Below are 18629 nucleotides of genomic sequence, written 5' to 3'. Positions count from 1 at the left end.
AAGTCGATTGTCAATCATTATTTGCATTGTTTTTTGAGCACTTAAAAAGCCGACTGCCTAATAAATAAAGCATGGCAAAAGCATGAGTTCAAATAAAAGAAAAATATTTAGATCTTAGAAAGAAAGCAATTTTGCATTAAAATTAAGACGTAATAACTTGAAAGAAAAGAAAGTCACATTTAGAGAAAAGATTTCGATCTTTTATTATTCCATTTGGATACTTATTTTTCTTTGTGAAAGAAAAAAAATTATAACGAAATTTATTACACTAGATAACAAAGTTGAGAATTAGACACTTATATGTCTACATATTGATCACTTTGAATCTGTTGAGAGGCGTCGTGTAACTTACGTCCAACTCATACTTTTCTGGAAGATCTCAGATTCAATCCGGCGCAATATCGTTCAATAACTTCCCTTCTGGCTTTGCTAACGTCTTCTTCATTAGAAAGGAGAAAGCAATGAACAGTCTGATTCTGGCGATGACCACCTTTGCCTTTGTCGGTGCGGTCACACCCGGCCCAGTAAATATTCTCGCCACCAGCACTGCAATTACCCAAGGGCTAAAAGAAGCCATTAAACACGTTATCTCGGCTTCGCTGGCGTATGCCTTGGTAGTGATTCTGTGTGGTGGGGTGATGCAAAGTTTGCTGTCGTTGATCCCTTCGCTGGAAACCACCATGCAGCTCCTTGGCAGCGCATTTCTTTTGTATCTTGCCTACAAAATTTTCATGGCACCTGTCTCCGCCATTGAGAAAAACGCACAGACGCAATCAGGTTGGTGGACAGGTTCCATCACCCAGCTTCTCAATCCCAAGGCGTGGTTATATGCCCTTTCCGGCGTGAGCATTTATGTGGTTGGCAGGGAAAACGAAGTCTATTGGCTGGGGATGTATACTTTCGTTTCTTTGCTGGTATGTCTGATTAGCATCGGCTTTTGGGCCGCACTTGGACATATTTTGTCCAGCAAGCTTGAAAACCCTGCTCATCAGCGCCAATTTAATAGAGTGATGGCGATTGTATTGGCACTGTCTGTCGCGGCAATTTGGATTTAATTAGGGTCTGGGACGAGCAATGAAAAAGGACACCACCACTCAGTTCAAACAAAGCACGCTGTTGCCTTGGGTGGAAATGCGCGTCGCCAATCAAAGCCGCGCCTGTTATGAAGCCCACTCCCATGATGAGTTTTCATTCGGCATTATTGAGCAAGGCCATTCTGACTATAAAAACCGCCATCGCGTGAACGATGTTCGCGTCGGCGATATCGTCACCATTAATCCCGCTGATGTGCATTCCTGCAATCCAAAGGGCAACACCTGGTCTTACAGCATGTTGTTCGCCGATACGCTGAAAATGGGCGAAATCCAACAGGACATCCTTCAACATACACACCGTGGTTACAGTCAGGACTACACGCCTTTCAAGAACGATTTGGAGCGCAATCCGCTCATTCAAACCCGTTTTCTGGCGTTGTTGGAAGCATTGATAGATGACAACAGTCCACTAAAGGCGCAGGTGGCGTTTTACGACTTTATTGAATCCAGTTTTTGGCAGCACGGCTTGAGCGCAGAGAAAACTCAACGTGAGGGCGATGTCCTGCGAGTCAGGGAAAAAATGCTGGATGAGCTCACTGAGACCCATCAGCTCGACAGTTTGGCAGAAGAAGCTGGAATGAGCCGCTATCAGTTAATTCGTGCATTCAGACAGCGTTTTGGCCTGCCACCCCATGCTTACCTGATGGATGAAAAAATCAAACGCGCGAAAGTGCTGCTTCGTGAAGGCAAAGAAATTTCAGCAGTGGCTTTCGAACTCGGCTTTTCCGATCAAGCGCATTTTCAGCGCCACTTCAAAAAGAAACTGGCAGTGACACCTAAGTACTACCAGTCCCATTTTATCGGCAGCTAATCAGCCGAATCGGTACGCATCCATCGCCAGCAGTTTGTCATCTTGCCAGCTCTGGTGAATGCGTACCGCGTTATCTTCCCCGCTTGCACCAAGCGCCGCAACCAATGGCAGGAAATGGTCATCCGTTGGGTGATTAAAGCGAGCATTCGGTGCGTCAGTCAGATAATTCACTACCGCTTCGTGGTCTTTGCTTTCCAGCTTGTGCGCAATCCAATCCGTAAACGCCTCTGCCATCGCAGAGCCATTTGGCGTTTTCTGACGGCTGAAAATTTCACGAAGATTGTGGGTTATCGCGCCTGAGCCAATCAGCAGAACGTTTTCTTCTCTTAGCGGCGCGAGCACTTTGCCGAGCTCGTAGTTCATCTTTGCGCCTTGCTTACTGCTGATAGATACCTGCACCACGGGAATGTCCGCATCGGGATAAATGAGTCGTAGCGGGATCCAAACACCGTGGTCCCAGCCCAAATCTTCATCTAAAACGGCTTTGTAGCCAGATGCTGACACCATATCTGCAATTTTGTTGGCCAGATAAGGTGCGCCCAGCGCAGGATAGGTCAGTTCATAAAGCGGCTTTGGAAAGCCGTAAAAGTCGTAGATCACCGAAGGCGAGGCACCGGAAGTAATCACGACATCGTCATCACTGTCTAGATGACCTGAAAAAATGACGATCGCTTTAGGTTTGTCGAGTGTGCCACTAAGCGATTTCATAAACCGGGAAGCGTGGCTGTCATCTACTGCCAGCGTTGGACCACCGTGCGATAAAAACAGAACTGGTTGGGTCTTATTCATTGATGTGTCTCCTTTTTTAACCTCCCGCGAAGTTTCTCGTTTCTGTGTCTCAGCGGTATCGATATCTAACGTTACAGCAGATATAGTCGAATAATTAACCGCTTGAAATTGACAATCTTGTTCAGAAAAATCGAACAGAGGCGCTGATATGGAAATCCAAACCTTATTACTGTTTGTGGTGGCTTCACTTTCTATCAATCTGATCCCCGGGCAGGATGTGGTTTATATCGTGTCCAACACCATGGCAGGAAAACTAAAGATGGGGCTTCGTGCCGCGACAGGCTTAGGTGTAGGGTACTTCGTGCATACCTTCGCAGCGGTATTTGGTCTTTCGGCGATTATCGTCAATTCCGCTGTCGCCTTTATGGCGGTGAAGTACTTGGGAGCCGCTTACCTTTTGTATTTAGGTATTTGTGCGCTGAGAAACTTCTTTTCTGGCAACTCGAAAATCACTATCAGCGCGTCCGATGCAGGCAATAACGCCAATGTTTTCAAACAGGGCGTGATGGTGGCGGTGTTGAACCCCAAAGTCGCGTTGTTCTTCCTGTCATTCCTTCCCCAGTTTATTGACCCGAAAGCGGCCTCACCTGAATCTCAGCTTCTGCTTCTTGGTGTCGTCTTCTGCATCACCGCCACACTTTGCAACCTCTCGTATGCCATTGTTGGAAGCTGGTTGTTCTCATCGGCGAAATCACAACGATTCTCACGTGTAATTGAAGGGACCTCAGGTGTTCTCTTGATTGGTTTGGCAGGAAAAATCGCCTTGAGCAGAGAGTAGCCTTCTATTCCTAGCTCGCTGTTTTACCTAAATTTCACTTTTCCTCAACCATACTTGTGATAGTTCTGGGGAAGGTCCGAGATCAAACAGGATAAGAAATGAAAATATTAGTGGTAGAAGACGAACCACAGTTAAGTGAACAAATACTCGATACCTTAGAAAAGAATGGATGGGTGCCGGAGCTCTCTGAAGATGGCATCGATGCCCTGTATCGCGCCACATCAGAGCCTTGGGATGCCATTGTTCTCGATTTAGGGTTGCCGAAAATCGATGGCCTGACAGTACTTAAAAGCATCCGTGACGAGAATATCAACACCCCGGTTATCATCCTCAGCGCGCGCGATACCCTTTCGCAGCGCGTTGAAGGTTTGAATGCCGGTGCGGATGACTACCTCACCAAGCCGTTCGAAATGCTCGAGCTTATTGCCAGACTTCGTGCTCATCTAAGACGTGCTTCCGGCAGTGCATCGCCTGTTTTACAAATGGGTGACTTGAGCCTGGATACCCGAACGTCGACCGTGCTTTGGCAAGGTCAGGCAGTCACGCTGACCGCGCTGGAATACAAAGTGGTTGCTTACTTCATGCATAACCCTGAGAAGATGATTTCCAAAACTGAACTGGTTGAGCATATTTACAAGCAGGATTTCGAGCGCGACTCTAACACCGTCGAAGTTTTCATTGGGCGAATACGCAAGAAGATAGCGCCAGACATTATCAAAACCGTGCGCGGGTTGGGGTATCAACTCAATGCGCAGTAGAGTCAGCTATATCGGCAAACTGAGCCTGAAAAGCCGCCTGCTTTTGGCAACCGTGATTTGGGCAACCGTCATGATTTCTATTGCCGGGATCGGAATCCCAGTGCTGATGAATGATTATCTCGTAACGGCGACCAAAGAGCGCTTGCAGCTGTCGATGGATGAAATCTCCAACAACTTACAGCTTGATGAAAATCAGCAGTTGGTGTTGGCACAGCCTCTCTCAGACGCCCGTTTTGAGCGTCCTTTCAGTGGGCTGTATTGGCGTATTACTCAGGGAACGACGGTGCTGCGTTCACCATCGCTGGAGGACAAAGATTTCAAACTCTCCGACGGGCCCATCAAGGAGATGCTTGGTGCGAGGAAAGAACCTCTCATCACCATTACCCAGACCTTCGTACCCAAAGGCGGAACAACGCCAGTCACCGTAAAAATTGGTATCGACGAAGATCCCACCGAAGACGTATTGCAAAGCCTCTCCAGTAAGCTTTGGGTGATTTTATCCATGCTGTTTGTGGGCGTGATTGTGCTGGTTGGCTTGCAAGTCGCATGGTCGCTGCTGCCGCTTAATGACATGCAACGGGAGTTAGTGAAACTTAAAGAGGGTAAGCAAGATGCCCTCAGCACTAACTACCCGCAGGAGGTCTCGCCACTGGTGTCCGATCTCAATGCCTTACTGTTTCACTATCACGAGTTACTTTCCCGTGCCCGACAACATGCGGGCAACCTTTCCCACGCGCTCAAAACGCCTTTATCCGTGCTTAAAAATGACGTGCTTTCACTGGATGAGGAAAGCCAGAAAAAGCTGCTGCCCTCAATTGAGCGTATCCAGAACCAGATTGACTACCACCTTGGTCGCGCTCGGGTCGCAGGCTCAATGAATATCCTCGCGGTGAAGTCCAACCCGAGTACACGGGTGGATGCGATCACGCTGGCATTCGACAAGGTTTATGCTTCTCGTGAAGTCATTGTCATTAACGAGCTTGATGATGAATTTGACGTTGCCGTCGACCCTGCAGATTTGGATGAAATGTTGGGGAATCTCATCGAGAACGCTTATAAATGGGCAAACACCTTGGTGCGGATTTACGCTATCGATGCGGGAAAAGAAACCGTTCAAATCTGTGTTGAAGATGATGGAGAAGGCATTCCCGACGAAGAGCTGACCAACGTGCTCAAACGCAGTGTCCGACTCGATGAATCCACACCCGGCACGGGCCTTGGACTCAATATCGTCAATGAAATTGCCCACAGTTATCGCGGAAGTCTCGAGTTAACCAAGGGAAGCATGGGCGGATTGAAAGCGGTGCTAACAGTGAAGCTCGCCCGCTAGGGTCTGTTGACCTCAAGGTAAGAAGAGTTCGGACTATTTTGAGCCGCCAATCATGGCGGCTCTTTTTCATTTAAGGGCTAACATTCGCCAGCGATATCTCGTTGTCGCTAACCACCAACACCCTACCATCGCTGTAATAATCGTGCTGGTCATCCACCGCCAGCGGGGTCAATGCCTGATAGTACTCTGTTGAAAGCTGAGGAAGCTGCGTATTGATCATGTTCGCCAGTTCATCGCGCTCTGCGTCGATATTCGGGTCAATGCTGTGTAGTACCGTGATGATCCCTGAATACATGGTCAGCTTTAACCCATCGTCATAGCTAATGGCGCCTACCCACAAAGGCTGATTCAAATCTTTATCAATCCCTGCCTGCCACCAGCGAATATGTGAGCGTTTCAGTAAGTCGCCCGGCAGTTGGAACGCCATATCCTGAGGACGTTCATTCCAGAATAAATCGGATACAGGTGGTGTCTGGCCTTTCAGCAGATCAACATAGTCAGCCCAGTCAATATCGTTACGAGAGAAAGTTTGATTCTCCAGCCAACCTAATTCATTCATCATGGTTCTTGGCGACTCACCAACATAAAGCACATTCACCCCTTGTGCATCAAAGAATGGCGATTTGCCAGGGTAAACTTTGTAGCTCAGTGAAACTGGCGTTACTGTCTCTGTCGGCACTGTGTCGACAAAGTTGTCTGCGTACCAGAAGTAGTGGCTGTAATTTACGCCAAGCATGGCGACCAGAAAGAAGGCACTGACTTTTGGCACTAACTTCTTCCATTGGAAGGCATAGCCTACCCATGCAAGAATCGCGGTCGCCGCGATGGCCATTAAGCTATATTGGTGCTCGCTGACCATCGAGACAATCGTGTCCAACAGAGGAAATTGCTCAACGCCTGCGGCCAACAAATACCCCCAGAGGATGAACTGCCCAGCGCCCAGAATCAGACCGATTGTCGAGTAGAGCGTGAAACGTCCCCATGAGACCTTCTGTGAACCAGCCATAAAGGGAACTACCCAGGCAACCGGCCCCAACAGTCGGGCGAAGGTCATCGCATAGGCTCCTTTTGTCACCATCAAACGTCGGCAACGTGCAAATGCTCTGCGGGTTTTTGGCTGCCACTTCATCAGTTTTTGCTGCACAGGTTTACCGAATTTCCGTCCTGCCAGATAGCTGAGTTGGTCGCCGAGAAAACCTCCCAGCAATACCATAATCACGCCTGTGATTATGCCGTCGTACAGCTGGTAACCCGCGGCCAGCAGGAAAGGCTCTGCTGGCACAAATAAGTTGGGGCCTATCAGCGCATCGAGAAAAGCGCCCAGAAATAATCCGATAGACTCAAACATGATGACCTCTTAGTCCTTTGCTCTCATTCATTCCGATGGGCTTACTTTTGGTCCTGATAGTGACCAAAGCGGTATTCCATTTCGTTATTGCGCATCTCACCGAAGAAGAAGCGTCGGAAGTTGGCCTTCAGGTATACAAAGCCTGTTGCAACCATGCCGTCTTGATCCAATCGGCGCGGGTCGAACTGGAAAGCCTGATTAATGAAGCGAAAGCGCATCAGCTTGCTGGCACGGCGAACGTAATCACAGTCTTCGCATAGGGTGATTTTTTCATCAAAGCCTTCGAGCTGTTTGTGTGCTGTGCGGGTTGAGAAAATACATGCGCCCACGGCTGTCGGGAAGAAGAACTGTGTGGCAAACATGCCGCCATTAAATGCTGCGTAGCACACCTTCTGGACCGCTGGCAGCGCCTTGGCACCCATGTAAACACCAGCTACCTGGAGGTTCTTTTCATTCAGTTCTTTCAATGATTTTTCGAGGAATTCTGGTTCTAAACGCACATCGGCATCGAGAAACAACACACGTTCATGGTTGGCAATGGAAGCGCCCGTGTTACGGCCAAGACTGACACCACGGGTTTCCATGCGATGCACAGTCAACGCTGGCAGGTGCTTTTCAAATGAGCGAGCAACATCGCGAGTCGCATCGTCGCTATTTGAATCCACCAACACCACTTCGAAGTCCTGATGAGTCTGGTTAACCAAGTCATCCAGCAGTCGGCCGATACGCTTTTCCTCATTGAGGGTAATAATGACTACGCTGATAGGTTCCATTTCTTTCTCCTTCATTTGATTGATGGAGAGAGAATAAAGAACCCACACTTAACGCCCGGTGAGTACTGCGTTCAGATTCAGTTCATGTTAGAACCTGGAAAAGAAAAAGAGAGAAGCATATCCAGTTTATGAGTGAATATCTGGCGCTGCTTGGCGAGGAGATATACGGTCAGTCCAGATTTGTTTTCGAAAGCCACATTAATGGTGAACAGCGATGGAACTGGATTATTTAAGACTCAACAAAGAAGCGTGGAACAAGCGAACCGCGGTTCACATTGAATCAAAGTTCTATGATGTTGAAGCGTTCAAGCAGGGGAAGTCTTCACTCAATGCCATCGAGCTGGAACAAGTTGGAAACGTTGAAGGTAAATCCCTGCTTCATCTCCAATGTCACTTTGGTCAGGATACCCTTTCCTGGGCACGTTTAGGCGCAAAAGTCACTGGCGTAGACCTGTCTCCCGCTGCGATTGAACAAGCCCAATGCCTCAGTCGCGATTTGGGCCTCGAAGCAAGGTTTATTGAAAGCGATATCTACGAATTTAGAGAGAGCAACACAGAGCAATACGATGTCGTTTTCACCTCTTACGGTGTGCTTTGTTGGCTACCGGATCTGTCGCGCTGGGCAAAGACAGTCGCAGGTGCACTGAAAGTGGGTGGGGAATTCCACATCGTTGAGTTCCATACTTTTAACGACTTACTCTACGGTTACTCCTACTTTCCAAGTGAGGAACCGGATATTGAAGAGGAAGGCACTTACACAGAAAACTGCGATGGCACCACATCGACCATGGCTACCTGGCCACATCCACTCAGCGAAGTTATCAATGCGCTGATTCAGGCGGGCCTTCGAATTGATGTTTTTGCCGAGTATCCATATAGCCCCTATAACTGCTTCGAAGGTTTGGAGTATGTAGAGCAAAAAGGCTATCAATTACTTCACAAAGGTCAGCAAGTGCCATTGCTATATGCCATCAAAGCCACGAAAGACGCTCGCTGATTGCCAAGAAACGGTTGTCAGTGAACCAATGGTGGGTGTTTAATTCGCTGGTCAATATAAATTCAAAGAGAAACAACAATGCTCTCTGCCCCGGTTTGGCCAGCCATATTAAAACTCGATGGTGATGACGAACTGCTTTTTATTGCCAGTCAAAGCCAGTTTGAAGATGAAGCAACAGATATGATTTTCAGCGATGAAGATATTCTGATTGATTCCGAAGGCGCCAGCTTTTTACTGTCGATGGAAAGCCGACAAATTTCACTCGTTCCACACACTAAGCAATTCGAGGCCATAGAGGTTTCTGAGCTGGTTCAAGCTCATGAGTTTTGCAAAGCAGAGGTTTGTCTGACCAAAATTCATTTCCCCACAGTCAGGGAGGCCATTGCAGCGTTAGCGCCATTCAAGCGATGAGTACTCTCGATGAAAAACAGACATGCCCTGTGTGAGATCCACCGCAATTGATCTGCTTATCTTCAGTCATTTACGCTTACAACCCCATCACGACTGTTCCTTGTCATAACCCTATGTTTAGCTAGCCTCACTCGACGCTAAAAACAACTAATGGGTGAGATAACGTGGAATTCCTGCTTGAACAAAACCTAATTCAGGTAAGCTCTTTTTTCGCCGTAACACTCGGCATTTTGGTTCTGTTTATCGGACGGAGACTGAACCAAGCTGTTCCTTTATTAAAAGAGTTCAGCATTCCTGAACCTGTTACTGGCGGCATCCTATTCTCCGTGTTGTTTTCACTTTTTTATGCCTTCACAAGTATCGAAATCTCCTTCAATCTCGTCGCAAGGGACATATTGCTGGTCTATTTCTTTACCACTATCGGAATCAACTCTAGCCTCGGTGATTTGATGAAAGGCGGACGCCCACTGGTGGTTCTCCTGCTCATCACAATTGGCTATATGGTGGTGCAGAATCTGACGGGGATTACCGTTGCAGGGCTGTTTGGTCTTGAATCCCCTGTTGGTTTGTTAGGTGGCAGCGTTTCCCTGATTGGTGGGCACGGCACAGCGATCGCTTGGTCGCCAAGAATTGCTGAGGAATACGGTATTTCCAATGCGATGGAAATTGGAATCGCCAGCGCCACCTTTGGGCTTATCCTCGCCAGCTTGATGGGTGGCCCCATTGCCAAATTCCTTATTCAAAAGCACCAGCTAAAACCGCAAACGGTTGAACCTTTAGATATCGGCTCAGAGGAAAACCAAGCGCCAAAGCAAATCAACAGCTTCGATTTCCTGGATGCCGTTCTGGCGATTCATATCTGTATCATTCTGGGTTTTGTTATTAATGAAGGGATATCTGAGCTTGGTCTTCAACTGCCGCTGTTTGTCAGTTGTTTGTTTGCGGGCATCATCATGACCAATCTCGTCCCCAAGTCTTTCCCGAGACTCACAGGCACGCAATGGCCATCGCGCAAGCCTGCCGTTGCTTTACTGGCAGACATTTCACTTGGTACGTTTCTGGCGATGTCTTTGATGAGCATGCAACTTTGGACGCTCATCGATTTGGCAGGCCCGATATTTACCATTCTTGCCGCGCAATTCCTTGTTGCTGTGTTGATCAATATTTATGTGGTGTTCCCAGCCATGGGTAAGAATTTTGATGCCGCGGTGATTTGTAGTGGCTTTGGTGGCATCTCGTTGGGTTCCACACCAACTGCAATGGCGAATATGTCAGCCGTATCTCAGCGCTACGGTAACTCGCATTTGGCGTTCATCATCGTGCCTTTGGTGTGCGCTTTCTTTATCGATTTGGTCAACGCGCTGATGATTCCTTTCTTCTTGGCGAACTTCTGATCGACTTGCATTGGCACTTGGTTCCTGCATCAAGTGCCAATCCTCATCATCTCGTGTTTTATCTCGTTACCCTCTTTTCAGTCTCTGGCATTGGTCGGTGCAATGAGTTGTGCTTCTCCAATTCGGTGTTGGAGGATGTTATACCCAGCCAATGCTGGAGAGCCTTCAGCAGGAACATCCAGTTTCTCCACATCTAACGCAAAGACAGTGATCTCGTAGTTATGCTTGGATGCTTTGGGGGGAGGACATGCCCCGCCAAAACCAACAACACCAAAATCGTTGCGCTGCATTTGCGCGCCTTTTGGCATGAGGCTTCCCCCCTCTTTTCCGGCATTAAGTTTTAGATATTGCACATCGGCAGGGATGTTAATCATCACCCAGTGCCACCAGCCGCTGCCAGTTGGCGCATCCGGATCATACATGGTCACCGCATAACTTTTGGTGCCTTCCGGTGGATCGACCCATTTCAGCTCTGGCGAATAATTCTTTCCCGTGCAGCCCCAGCCATTAAAGATCTGACCTTTTTTGAGCGACTCTCCTTCTGTAACCTGCGGGCTTGTCAGCGTCATGGCAGATGCACTCGTCGCTACAAACAGCGAAAAAGCCGCCATCAATTTAGGATTCATTATGGTGTCCTTCTTTATGGATGAACCCCAAGTATTGTCGGGTATAGCGTGACTCAATGTTTTCTTTATGAGATGCAAAAACGCGAATATACTCGCGCTCTGTTATCAGCTAAATGCAGGTATGACTGTGAATCAGGCACCAACAAAAATCACTTTCTTTGAATGGCTGACGCCGCTTGTCGCATCAGGAAAGAAAACCATCACCATTCGCGATGAATCAGAAAGTCACTATGTGCCGGGAACGCGCGTCGATGTTCACACGCTGGAGAAGGACGAGTTCGTCTGCCAGATTGATATCGTGTCAGTAGAAAAAATTGGTTTTGATGACATCAACGAAGAGCACGCCGCTCAGGAATTCATTCCGCTGGAAGAATTAAAGCCGTTGATACGCGAAATCTACCCAAACGATGAAGATTTTTATGTGATCACCTATACGCTGGTCGCCTAACTTCTGGCAGACGATGATATGCAAAGGCCACCCGAGGGGTGGCCCTTCTGTTTCTGCTACAGAATGCTTTTCAACGCCTCAAAGAAACGGTCAATTTCCTCGAAGGTGTTGTAGTGCATCAGCCCCACGCGGAGGATGCCGCCTTTCTCTGTCACGCCAAACGCATCGGTCAATTTGTCTGCGTAGAGATGGCCACTCCAGACATAGATTTGCTGCTTGCCCAGCGCTTCTGCAATCTCCATTGGATCACGGTCGCCGAACCGCAAAGCAAATGTCGCCGTTCGTCCTTCCACTCCATCAATGCCATAGAGTTCTGCGCTCTCGACGCTCTGAAGCTTTTCAAGGAAGTAAGCCGAAAGTGCGGACTCGTATTGATGGAGGTTGTCATAGCCCTTAGCCAATCGGCTGCGCAAGGTGTCACCTTCCCCCAAGGACGCCAAATACTCAACAGACGCAACAAAGGCACTCAGTGCTTCGAAGTTCAACGTACCGGTTTCAAAACAATTAGGGGCAAAGCTTGGGGCCGGCTCTACTTTGTAAGGCGTTACCGACGAAAGCAGGTCGAATTTTCCGTAAAGAAAGCCAAGGTGAGGCCCGTAAAACTTGTACGCAGACCCCGCGAGAAAATCAACATCCAGCGCTTTCACATCCACCAGTTGGTGAGGAAGCAAATGCACAGCATCAACAAACACTTTTGCACCCACAGCATGACTTTTGGCAATCACGGCTTCTAGGTCAGTAATGGTGCCCGTAATATTGCTGGCAGCCGTCACAGCCACCAGTTTGGTTTTCTCACTAAGCAGGGTCTCAAGCGTGTTTAAGTCCAGCGTACCGGAACGATCTTTGATCGGCAGATGATGCACCGTCACACCACGATCTTTGGCGGCCATGATCCAGCTTGATCGGTTGGCACCATGATCCGCGACAGACACGATCACTTCATCGCCTTCCTCCCATTGCTGGCTCAATGCGCGGCTAAAGCTGAACGTCACTGAGGTCATGTTCGCCCCGAAAAAGACTTCATTTGGCGCTGAACCCAGCAAAGCTGCGGCGCTTTCCCTGGCTTGTGTGACCAAATCCACCGTTTCCTGACTGACCTGGAATTTCCCGCCAAGGTTTGAGTTGCCGCCTTTCAGGTACGCGCTGAACGCATCAATAACGGAATCTGGCATTTGTGTACCACCGGGACCATCAAGGTAAACCGGAGTGACGCCCTTTACTTCTCGCTGCAACGCAGGAAATTGGGCTCTTAATGCTTGGATATTGGTGCTGTTAAGCGGTGAATACGAAGACATCGCGCACTCCCTCCTCGCCTCGGTTACTCGACAGTGTTTCTGAGATGTGGTGATAGTAACGTTGGTCATCCAGAATGATGAATTGGTTTGGTTCCAGCACCGTATTCAGGTGTGGGTGTTGATCCACTGGAGAGGAATAGATCTGGGTAAAACCACCTGCAATGTTCTTACGCTGCACACAGAAAATGCCTACAAAGCGGAAGCCATCCTGATGAATACCCTCCGGTGCCGGCGCGCTGGTATCGCTTGCCGAACAGGTCACGCGGATCTGATGTACGTCGATGTTAGCGCCGGTGTGTTCAAGCCCAGTGGCACTGGCAAAGGACTTCAGCAAGTGCTGGAATTCGGGCAAATCGATCATGTCATCAGACATTGGTTCAAAGTGGCGTTCAATATCGCCAACTACCCGGTTTACCTCTGATGACTGCATGAACGCCGCGTGGGGTAAACGGACAATATCGCCTTTGTCTGAGAGCGAAAAACGGGCGTAGCTTCGGAAACGGACATCGCTATCGACATAAGGGTCTTTGCTTAGCTCACCAAAGTAAGGGAGCAAGGTCGAAGCAACATTCTCAGGGGTTTGGAAGGCTTCAATCAGAAACTTGTTTTGCATATCTCATTCCTTGTGGATTGGTCTGACAAAACCCAATCTGTTACTAGATTGTTAAAAGAATCTTATGCCACCCAAATACATTTCATCAATAGCAAAAACCAAATAAAGTTTGATATGCCAGTATTAAATCTCGCCACTTTCTGGATTCAGAATATCTGATTACATTTAAAGAACAGTGTGGAATTAATCTCCGTGATCTAGATCGTCCATAGTGAATAAAGACTGTCTATGTTGGTGAAGCGTAATCACCTAATGTGTGTGGGTTGATCTTTCATTAGGGTCAGTCACTATTTATTCCATCACTCAAAGGAAGTTAGAGAATCCATGACATTGGAATGCCGGGTTGTCGCCCACATTGAAGAGTTTGGTGAAAAAGCCTGGGATGCGCTGCTCGCTGAGGACTACCCTTTTCTTCGCTATGCCTTTCTGAAAACGTTTGAAACCAGTCAAACCATTAGTGGGAAAAGCGGCTGGTACGCCCAATATATTGGTGTTTTCCGCGGCGATGAACTGATTGGGGCGGCACCTTGCTACCTAAAGACTCACCCTTATGGCGAATATGTCTTTGACTGGTCCTGGGCGGAAGCATACGAAGACGCGGGCTTGGAATACTACCCTAAGGTTATCTGTGCTGTGCCGTTTACTCCTGCATCTGGCCCTCGCCTTTTAGTTTCACAGGGTGAAGATGACGTTGAAATTCGCCGATACTTAATGGGGGCTATGCATTCACTCGCCGAACAGCTGGAGTGTTCAGGTGTTCACATTCTTTTCCCGCCAAAAACCTTGATTGAAGAGCGCCACGCTGGCGGCTTTCTCGAGCGTCGCGCAGTCCAGTTCCACTGGTTCAACCGCGACTACAGCACGTTTGATGATTTTCTGAATGCCCTCACTTCCCGCAAACGCAAGAACATCCGTAAAGAACGCAAAAGCATTGCCAAGCAAGGTGTCTCAGTGGAAGTTGTTGAAGGACATGAGGTGACAGCAGAACAGCTAAGTCGGTTCTATCAATTCTACCAACGCACTTATCTCAAGCGCTCGGGCCACACTGGCTATCTGAACCAGGACTTCTTTGAACAATTGATGATGGCAATACCCGACGCATTGGTATTGGTGTTTGCTTTGGTCGACGGAGAACGTGTTGCTGGCTCGTTGTATTTTAGTTCTGAAGAAACTTTGTATGGGCGTTACTGGGGATGTCTATCGGAGTTTGAAAACCTCCACTTTGAGCTTTGCTATTACCAAGGCATTGAGTATTGCATTGCCAATCACATAGCCCGTTTCGATGCAGGCGCACAAGGCGAACACAAGCTGCTTAGGGGATTTGAGCCAGTCGTCACCCATTCTCTTCATCATTTACGTCATCAGGGCTTTCATCAAGCAATCGAAGATTATCTGCAACGAGAGCACGGATTGATTCAGGGTTACTACGAGGATGCGCTGGCCCACCTGCCTTTCAAACAAATCTCAGACTCACAATGAGTTAGATGGTGCTTAAATAAAAGAATAATGGCATGAGGGATTATTATGACCCAACTGACTTTGCGCTGTGAATGTGGTGCCCTTGAAGGCACGTTAAAACACGTATCACCTCAATCTGGTAACCACATGGTCTGCTACTGCGATGACTGCCAAGGTTTCGCAAAACATGTTGGCAATGAAGATAAATGGTTGGATGAATGGGGCGGAACCGACATATTCCAACTTGCTCCTGCTGATGTCGATATTCACAAAGGTGCTGACCAACTCCGCTGCGTGCGAATGAAACCCGGTGGTATTTACCGATTCTATACTGCATGCTGCCGCTCACCTATTGCTAACACCATTAGTCGGAAACATCCGTTTGTCGGTATTCCTGCTGCTGTCATTCATGGCATTGATAAAGAGCAGGCTTTAGGACCGGTGAAGTGCTACGTGATGGGAAAGTTCGCAAAAGGAACACCGCCAACTAAACCACATCCGAAATTCTCAATGAAATCTATGTTTGAAGTAATAGTGTTTATGTTGAAAAACAAAATCAAGGGTACCAATGTACCGACCCCGTTTTTCAAAGAGGATGGTAAGTCTGTCGCGGTACCGGACCAAACGGTGAATCGGGGCTGAGTAGTTTCATTTAATGCGTTTCGGGCGCCTTAGATCAGCGAAATGCTCAACGCGATTTCTTCCGCGCTCTTTGGCGCTGTATAAAGCCTTATCAGCCTCATCAAAAAGGTTTTGCGTGGTGACGTTGGCGGAGTTGGTTTGAAGTGTCGAAATGCCAATGCTCATGGTCACATCACATCCCCAAGGGAAATGGATTTCTTCGAAACGTCTGCGTATACGATCCGCAATTTCTGTCGCGTCACCCTGACTGATCTCTGGGCATACCACCAAAAATTCATTGCCGCCCCAACGGCCGACAAAGTCGTGTTTTCTCAACTGCTGACGAAGGTGTTCTGCCGCTACGACTAGCCCCCTATCACCCGCTCTGTGGCCTTCTGTGTCGTTCAGTATTTTGAAATTATCCAGATCGACAAGAAGTACCGAAAGCCCACGGCCATAGCGCTTCGCTCGCTTCACTTCCTCATCCAGTTTCGCTTCAATATAACGTCGGTTATAGACGGTAGTCAGTGCGTCGTGCGACGAGTCTAACTCCATTTGCTTTAGCGCCGTCATATCACGGGCGATGGCAATCACCCCTTTATGGGGTCCAAAAACGAACGAAGAAATGGCAACATTAAGCGGAACCAGCCTGCCGGACTTCGTCTGCCCTTTGATCTCGGCATTATTACCGCCCACCACACGACTGCCTTTGTTGGCGATAAATCGTTCTCTGAGCTTAACATGGCGATTTCTGACGGCCGGGTCGACGAGGTCTTCAATCTTCATTTCCTTCAACTCGGATTCGCTGTAGCCGAATACTTTCGACGCCATCACATTGGCTCTCAGAATTTTCCCATCCGTATCTGAGTAGATGAAAGCATCAGGAGAAGCATTGAAAATTGTTTCGATTTCCTTGGCCCGCATTAACACTTTTCTGCTCACGAAAGAGATCGTAAAAGCAAAGGCCAAGATGATAAATAGAGGGTAGGTACTGCTGACGAGGGTCCAAAAAGCATTGGTTTGATTGCTGGCTAGCGTTTCGTTGTATTGTTCAATAGGACTCGGAATCAGATCTGCACGTAGCCTCACCAGCGCTGCACGGGCTTGACTATCGTCTACCCTGACCAATCTGTCAGCCTCCTCAGCGGGCAGATGTGCGTGATGAAGGTACAGGTCATTTAGATTACGAAAGTATTCGTTTAGGGTAGCCTGAACTATCAGCAAATCCTGTTGGTCGTATTCAGGCAATCCCGATGACATGACTCGCTTCAAAGCATCTGCGGTTTTCCAATAGCTTTCCGTGGCATCTCTGTAGTAAACATCTTCACGACGAATCACATAGTTTTTGTAGTGGTGAATGAAACCAACATAGCCAAATGTCCTTTCCAGTTCAGCTAAGTCCAGAGCGATCTGAATGTTTTGTACTGACGCCTTATTCCATGACTCATTCATCTCGTTCAAGTACTCAGCCTGACGAACATTATGAAACACCAAAATGGCGCAGACAGAGAGAGTCAGCGCACTCAGAAGTATGTTTAGCTTCCGGAATGTCATGGCCACGTTGCCTGATAAGAAGATCGCCTGCCTTCTAGTTTAGACATCACTAACAGTTGTGATTCATTACATCAACGAACTGTGAAATTGAACGAGTATTTGAGGTGTCTGACGACAAATACTTTTTACCCAAAAAAAGAAAAAGGCAGCCGAAGCTGCCTTTTATCGAAATCTAGCGTGTTAGGTTGTCTGCAGTTTTGCTTTGACGGCGTCCATACGCTTGTTCCAAAATTCTCTGTATTTGAAGTAGCCATATGTCGCGACCAAAGAGAAAAACAAGTAAGACAATGCAAAGACAAAGGGGGAAGTAATCAACTCCCTTTCCAGACTCCACATGACACCAAACACCGTGATACCCAGCTTAACAGCGAATCCAGAGATCAACAGCAGAAGAGCAAGTTGAGGGTACTTAGTGTGTCGGAAGCTTAGCCAGTAACAACACCCTACAGCTATCGTCGCTAACGAAAAGCCCACCATATATGAGTGGAAGTGATCGCCAGCCAGGATGCCGCCAACAACTGAAAGAAAAATAACCGCGAAAAAGGCCATTTCTACTCCAATAAGCAAGGTTAATGAAAAGGTTGAGCGATTTTTGCTCACTTGCGGCTATTTTCACACACTTCGTTTTAAAGTGCTAAAAATTAAAATATTACAACCCTGTAACATATAAGCGTTTAATCAGAGAGTTAGAGCACTCAAATTGACGATATTTCCATCACTTAGCTAGAGATCAGTAGGTTAAAAACTTGTTGTTTTGTTACCAATGGAAATATTTCGTTACGAATTAGATGTAAAAATATGCGAAGTGAATTTGATTAGGTGGGGGTGTCAGGCCATTTAACACTGATTTATTTGTGAGCGGCCGATGCGCGGTATGGCAGACAAGGCCAATTTAAGGAAAATTGGATCGCCAGACATAAAAAAGCCGGGCAAAAACGTCCGGCTTTTTTCGAGGTGGTTTAAGCAACAGATGAAAACTTTTCTTCCAGCAGTTTCTTGTCGAGATAGGCTTGGTTCAACGCACCAACTTCTACTACCGGACCCAACATTTTGACGCGCATCAGCGTACCGTGGGATCCAGCAACTTCCGCAATACGGCCTTCTGAGTAGTCATTCACATACTGGAACGTTTCAATAGCCAAATGCAGTAAGTTGAAGTCCTGACGGCGGACAGAAAGGTAAGAGCGCCACATTAGCGCATCGAAAACTTCAGCCGCACTGTAAGCTCTGATAACAAACCGCCAACCTCTATCTTCGCCATAGAAGTCCAATGGGAAAAACTTGCGGATTCGTTTTGTCGTTTTCAATGTGATTTCTCTTATTCCATGTGAAAACCCGTTGCACTTGATTAGCATTGCCACATCAAGCACATACAGATTGAGTATAGAAGCTGATTTCATAGCTGCCACAGCAAAAAATGAAATAAATTGCTGTTTTTATTTTTGTTTTTTTTAAAAACAGGTCTAAGTAATAAATCGCTAATGCTGTGCTCTTACCGTTATTCAGAATATTGTTCTGGGCAAAGCTTAGG

The 18629-nt window shown here is 47.6% G+C and carries 20 protein-coding genes; 11 read left to right on the top strand and 9 right to left on the bottom strand.

The window, feature by feature from the left end; genetic code table 11:
• The first annotated feature begins 461 nt into the window (after nucleotides 1-461).
• Nucleotides 462-1055, top strand: coding sequence for a LysE family translocator (locus tag QL223_RS01225; protein ID WP_281543609.1), 594 nt, complete (start codon nucleotides 462-464; stop codon nucleotides 1053-1055).
• A gap of 19 nt (nucleotides 1056-1074) precedes the next feature.
• Nucleotides 1075-1905 carry an AraC family transcriptional regulator gene (locus tag QL223_RS01220; protein WP_281543608.1) on the top strand — a complete coding sequence of 277 codons (831 nt, stop codon included), beginning with the start codon at nucleotides 1075-1077 and terminating at the stop codon, nucleotides 1903-1905.
• Here the strand turns inward: QL223_RS01220 and QL223_RS01215 are convergent, their stop codons facing one another.
• The gene (locus QL223_RS01215) at nucleotides 1906-2694 is read right to left on the bottom strand and encodes a class III extradiol ring-cleavage dioxygenase (RefSeq protein ID WP_281543607.1); all 789 of its coding nucleotides are present in this window, start codon (nucleotides 2692-2694) and stop codon (nucleotides 1906-1908) included.
• Nucleotides 2695-2842: 148 nt separating this feature from the next.
• On the opposite strand from QL223_RS01215, the gene QL223_RS01210 reads away from it, so the two are divergent.
• The 3 genes from QL223_RS01210 (at nucleotide 2843) to QL223_RS01200 (ending at nucleotide 5560) form a co-directional block, all read left to right on the top strand.
• The gene (locus QL223_RS01210) at nucleotides 2843-3472 is read left to right on the top strand and encodes a LysE family translocator (protein ID WP_281543606.1); all 630 of its coding nucleotides are present in this window, start codon (nucleotides 2843-2845) and stop codon (nucleotides 3470-3472) included.
• Between the two features lie 98 nt (nucleotides 3473-3570).
• Nucleotides 3571-4230, top strand: a complete 660-nt coding sequence (locus tag QL223_RS01205) for a response regulator transcription factor (protein ID WP_002538405.1) — start codon at nucleotides 3571-3573, stop codon at nucleotides 4228-4230.
• Entirely contained in the window at nucleotides 4220-5560 is a 1341-nt protein-coding gene (locus QL223_RS01200) for an ATP-binding protein (protein WP_281543605.1), read from the top strand. The genes QL223_RS01205 and QL223_RS01200 overlap by 11 nt, the downstream gene beginning before the upstream one ends.
• Before the next feature lie 70 nt (nucleotides 5561-5630).
• Here QL223_RS01200 and QL223_RS01195 read toward each other — a convergent pair whose 3' ends face one another.
• Together QL223_RS01195 and QL223_RS01190 are read right to left on the bottom strand one after the other, a co-directional pair.
• Nucleotides 5631-6908, bottom strand: a complete 1278-nt coding sequence (locus QL223_RS01195; protein ID WP_281543604.1) for an LssY C-terminal domain-containing protein — start codon at nucleotides 6906-6908, stop codon at nucleotides 5631-5633.
• 41 nt (nucleotides 6909-6949) lie between these two features.
• Nucleotides 6950-7681: a glycosyltransferase family 2 protein gene (locus tag QL223_RS01190; RefSeq protein WP_039849897.1), complete on the bottom strand. Its 732-nt coding sequence runs from the start codon at nucleotides 7679-7681 to the stop codon at nucleotides 6950-6952.
• A 214-nt stretch (nucleotides 7682-7895) separates the two neighbouring features.
• On the opposite strand from QL223_RS01190, the gene QL223_RS01185 reads away from it, so the two are divergent.
• The 3 genes from QL223_RS01185 (at nucleotide 7896) to gltS (ending at nucleotide 10483) form a co-directional block, all read left to right on the top strand.
• Nucleotides 7896-8678, top strand: coding sequence for a class I SAM-dependent methyltransferase (locus QL223_RS01185; protein WP_281543603.1), 783 nt, complete (start codon nucleotides 7896-7898; stop codon nucleotides 8676-8678).
• Nucleotides 8679-8756: 78 nt separating this feature from the next.
• On the top strand, nucleotides 8757-9089 hold the full coding sequence (locus QL223_RS01180; protein ID WP_281543602.1) for a DUF4144 domain-containing protein: 333 nt from the start codon (nucleotides 8757-8759) through the stop codon (nucleotides 9087-9089).
• A gap of 164 nt (nucleotides 9090-9253) precedes the next feature.
• Entirely contained in the window at nucleotides 9254-10483 is a 1230-nt protein-coding gene (gene gltS, locus QL223_RS01175) for a sodium/glutamate symporter (protein ID WP_281543601.1), read from the top strand.
• A 77-nt stretch (nucleotides 10484-10560) separates the two neighbouring features.
• On the opposite strand, the gene QL223_RS01170 is transcribed toward gltS, so the two are convergent.
• Nucleotides 10561-11109: a YbhB/YbcL family Raf kinase inhibitor-like protein gene (locus tag QL223_RS01170; protein ID WP_281543600.1), complete on the bottom strand. Its 549-nt coding sequence runs from the start codon at nucleotides 11107-11109 to the stop codon at nucleotides 10561-10563.
• Between the two features lie 121 nt (nucleotides 11110-11230).
• On the opposite strand from QL223_RS01170, the gene yqfB reads away from it, so the two are divergent.
• The gene (gene yqfB / locus QL223_RS01165) at nucleotides 11231-11557 is read left to right on the top strand and encodes a N(4)-acetylcytidine aminohydrolase (RefSeq protein WP_281543988.1); all 327 of its coding nucleotides are present in this window, start codon (nucleotides 11231-11233) and stop codon (nucleotides 11555-11557) included.
• Nucleotides 11558-11613: 56 nt separating this feature from the next.
• Here yqfB and QL223_RS01160 read toward each other — a convergent pair whose 3' ends face one another.
• Complete coding sequence (locus tag QL223_RS01160; RefSeq protein WP_281543599.1) at nucleotides 11614-12852, bottom strand: cysteine desulfurase-like protein; 1239 nt, start codon at nucleotides 12850-12852, stop codon at nucleotides 11614-11616.
• Nucleotides 12830-13465, bottom strand: coding sequence for a 2OG-Fe dioxygenase family protein (locus QL223_RS01155; RefSeq protein WP_002538390.1), 636 nt, complete (start codon nucleotides 13463-13465; stop codon nucleotides 12830-12832). Before QL223_RS01155 ends, QL223_RS01160 begins: the two co-directional genes overlap by 23 nt.
• Before the next feature lie 324 nt (nucleotides 13466-13789).
• On the opposite strand from QL223_RS01155, the gene QL223_RS01150 reads away from it, so the two are divergent.
• Together QL223_RS01150 and QL223_RS01145 are read left to right on the top strand one after the other, a co-directional pair.
• Nucleotides 13790-14944, top strand: coding sequence for a GNAT family N-acetyltransferase (locus QL223_RS01150; protein WP_281543598.1), 1155 nt, complete (start codon nucleotides 13790-13792; stop codon nucleotides 14942-14944).
• A 45-nt stretch (nucleotides 14945-14989) separates the two neighbouring features.
• On the top strand, nucleotides 14990-15565 hold the full coding sequence (locus QL223_RS01145; protein ID WP_046304251.1) for a DUF6151 family protein: 576 nt from the start codon (nucleotides 14990-14992) through the stop codon (nucleotides 15563-15565).
• Nucleotides 15566-15571: 6 nt separating this feature from the next.
• Here the strand turns inward: QL223_RS01145 and QL223_RS01140 are convergent, their stop codons facing one another.
• The 3 genes from QL223_RS01140 to QL223_RS01130 form a co-directional block, all read right to left on the bottom strand.
• On the bottom strand, nucleotides 15572-17098 hold the full coding sequence (locus QL223_RS01140) for a sensor domain-containing diguanylate cyclase (RefSeq protein WP_281543597.1): 1527 nt from the start codon (nucleotides 17096-17098) through the stop codon (nucleotides 15572-15574).
• A gap of 180 nt (nucleotides 17099-17278) precedes the next feature.
• A complete protein-coding gene (locus QL223_RS01135) occupies nucleotides 17279-17647 on the bottom strand; it encodes a hypothetical protein (RefSeq protein ID WP_002538383.1) in 369 nt (122 codons plus the stop codon).
• Between the two features lie 410 nt (nucleotides 17648-18057).
• Nucleotides 18058-18405 carry a hypothetical protein gene (locus QL223_RS01130; RefSeq protein WP_039849896.1) on the bottom strand — a complete coding sequence of 116 codons (348 nt, stop codon included), beginning with the start codon at nucleotides 18403-18405 and terminating at the stop codon, nucleotides 18058-18060.
• Nucleotides 18406-18629 lie beyond the last annotated feature (224 nt).

The sequence above is a fragment of the Grimontia sp. SpTr1 genome (assembly GCF_947387585.1).
In the GTDB taxonomy this organism is placed as follows: domain Bacteria; phylum Pseudomonadota; class Gammaproteobacteria; order Enterobacterales; family Vibrionaceae; genus Enterovibrio; species Enterovibrio indicus.
Note: the sequence above shows the minus strand (reverse complement) of the source record. Positions and strands in the feature narration are given on the sequence as shown.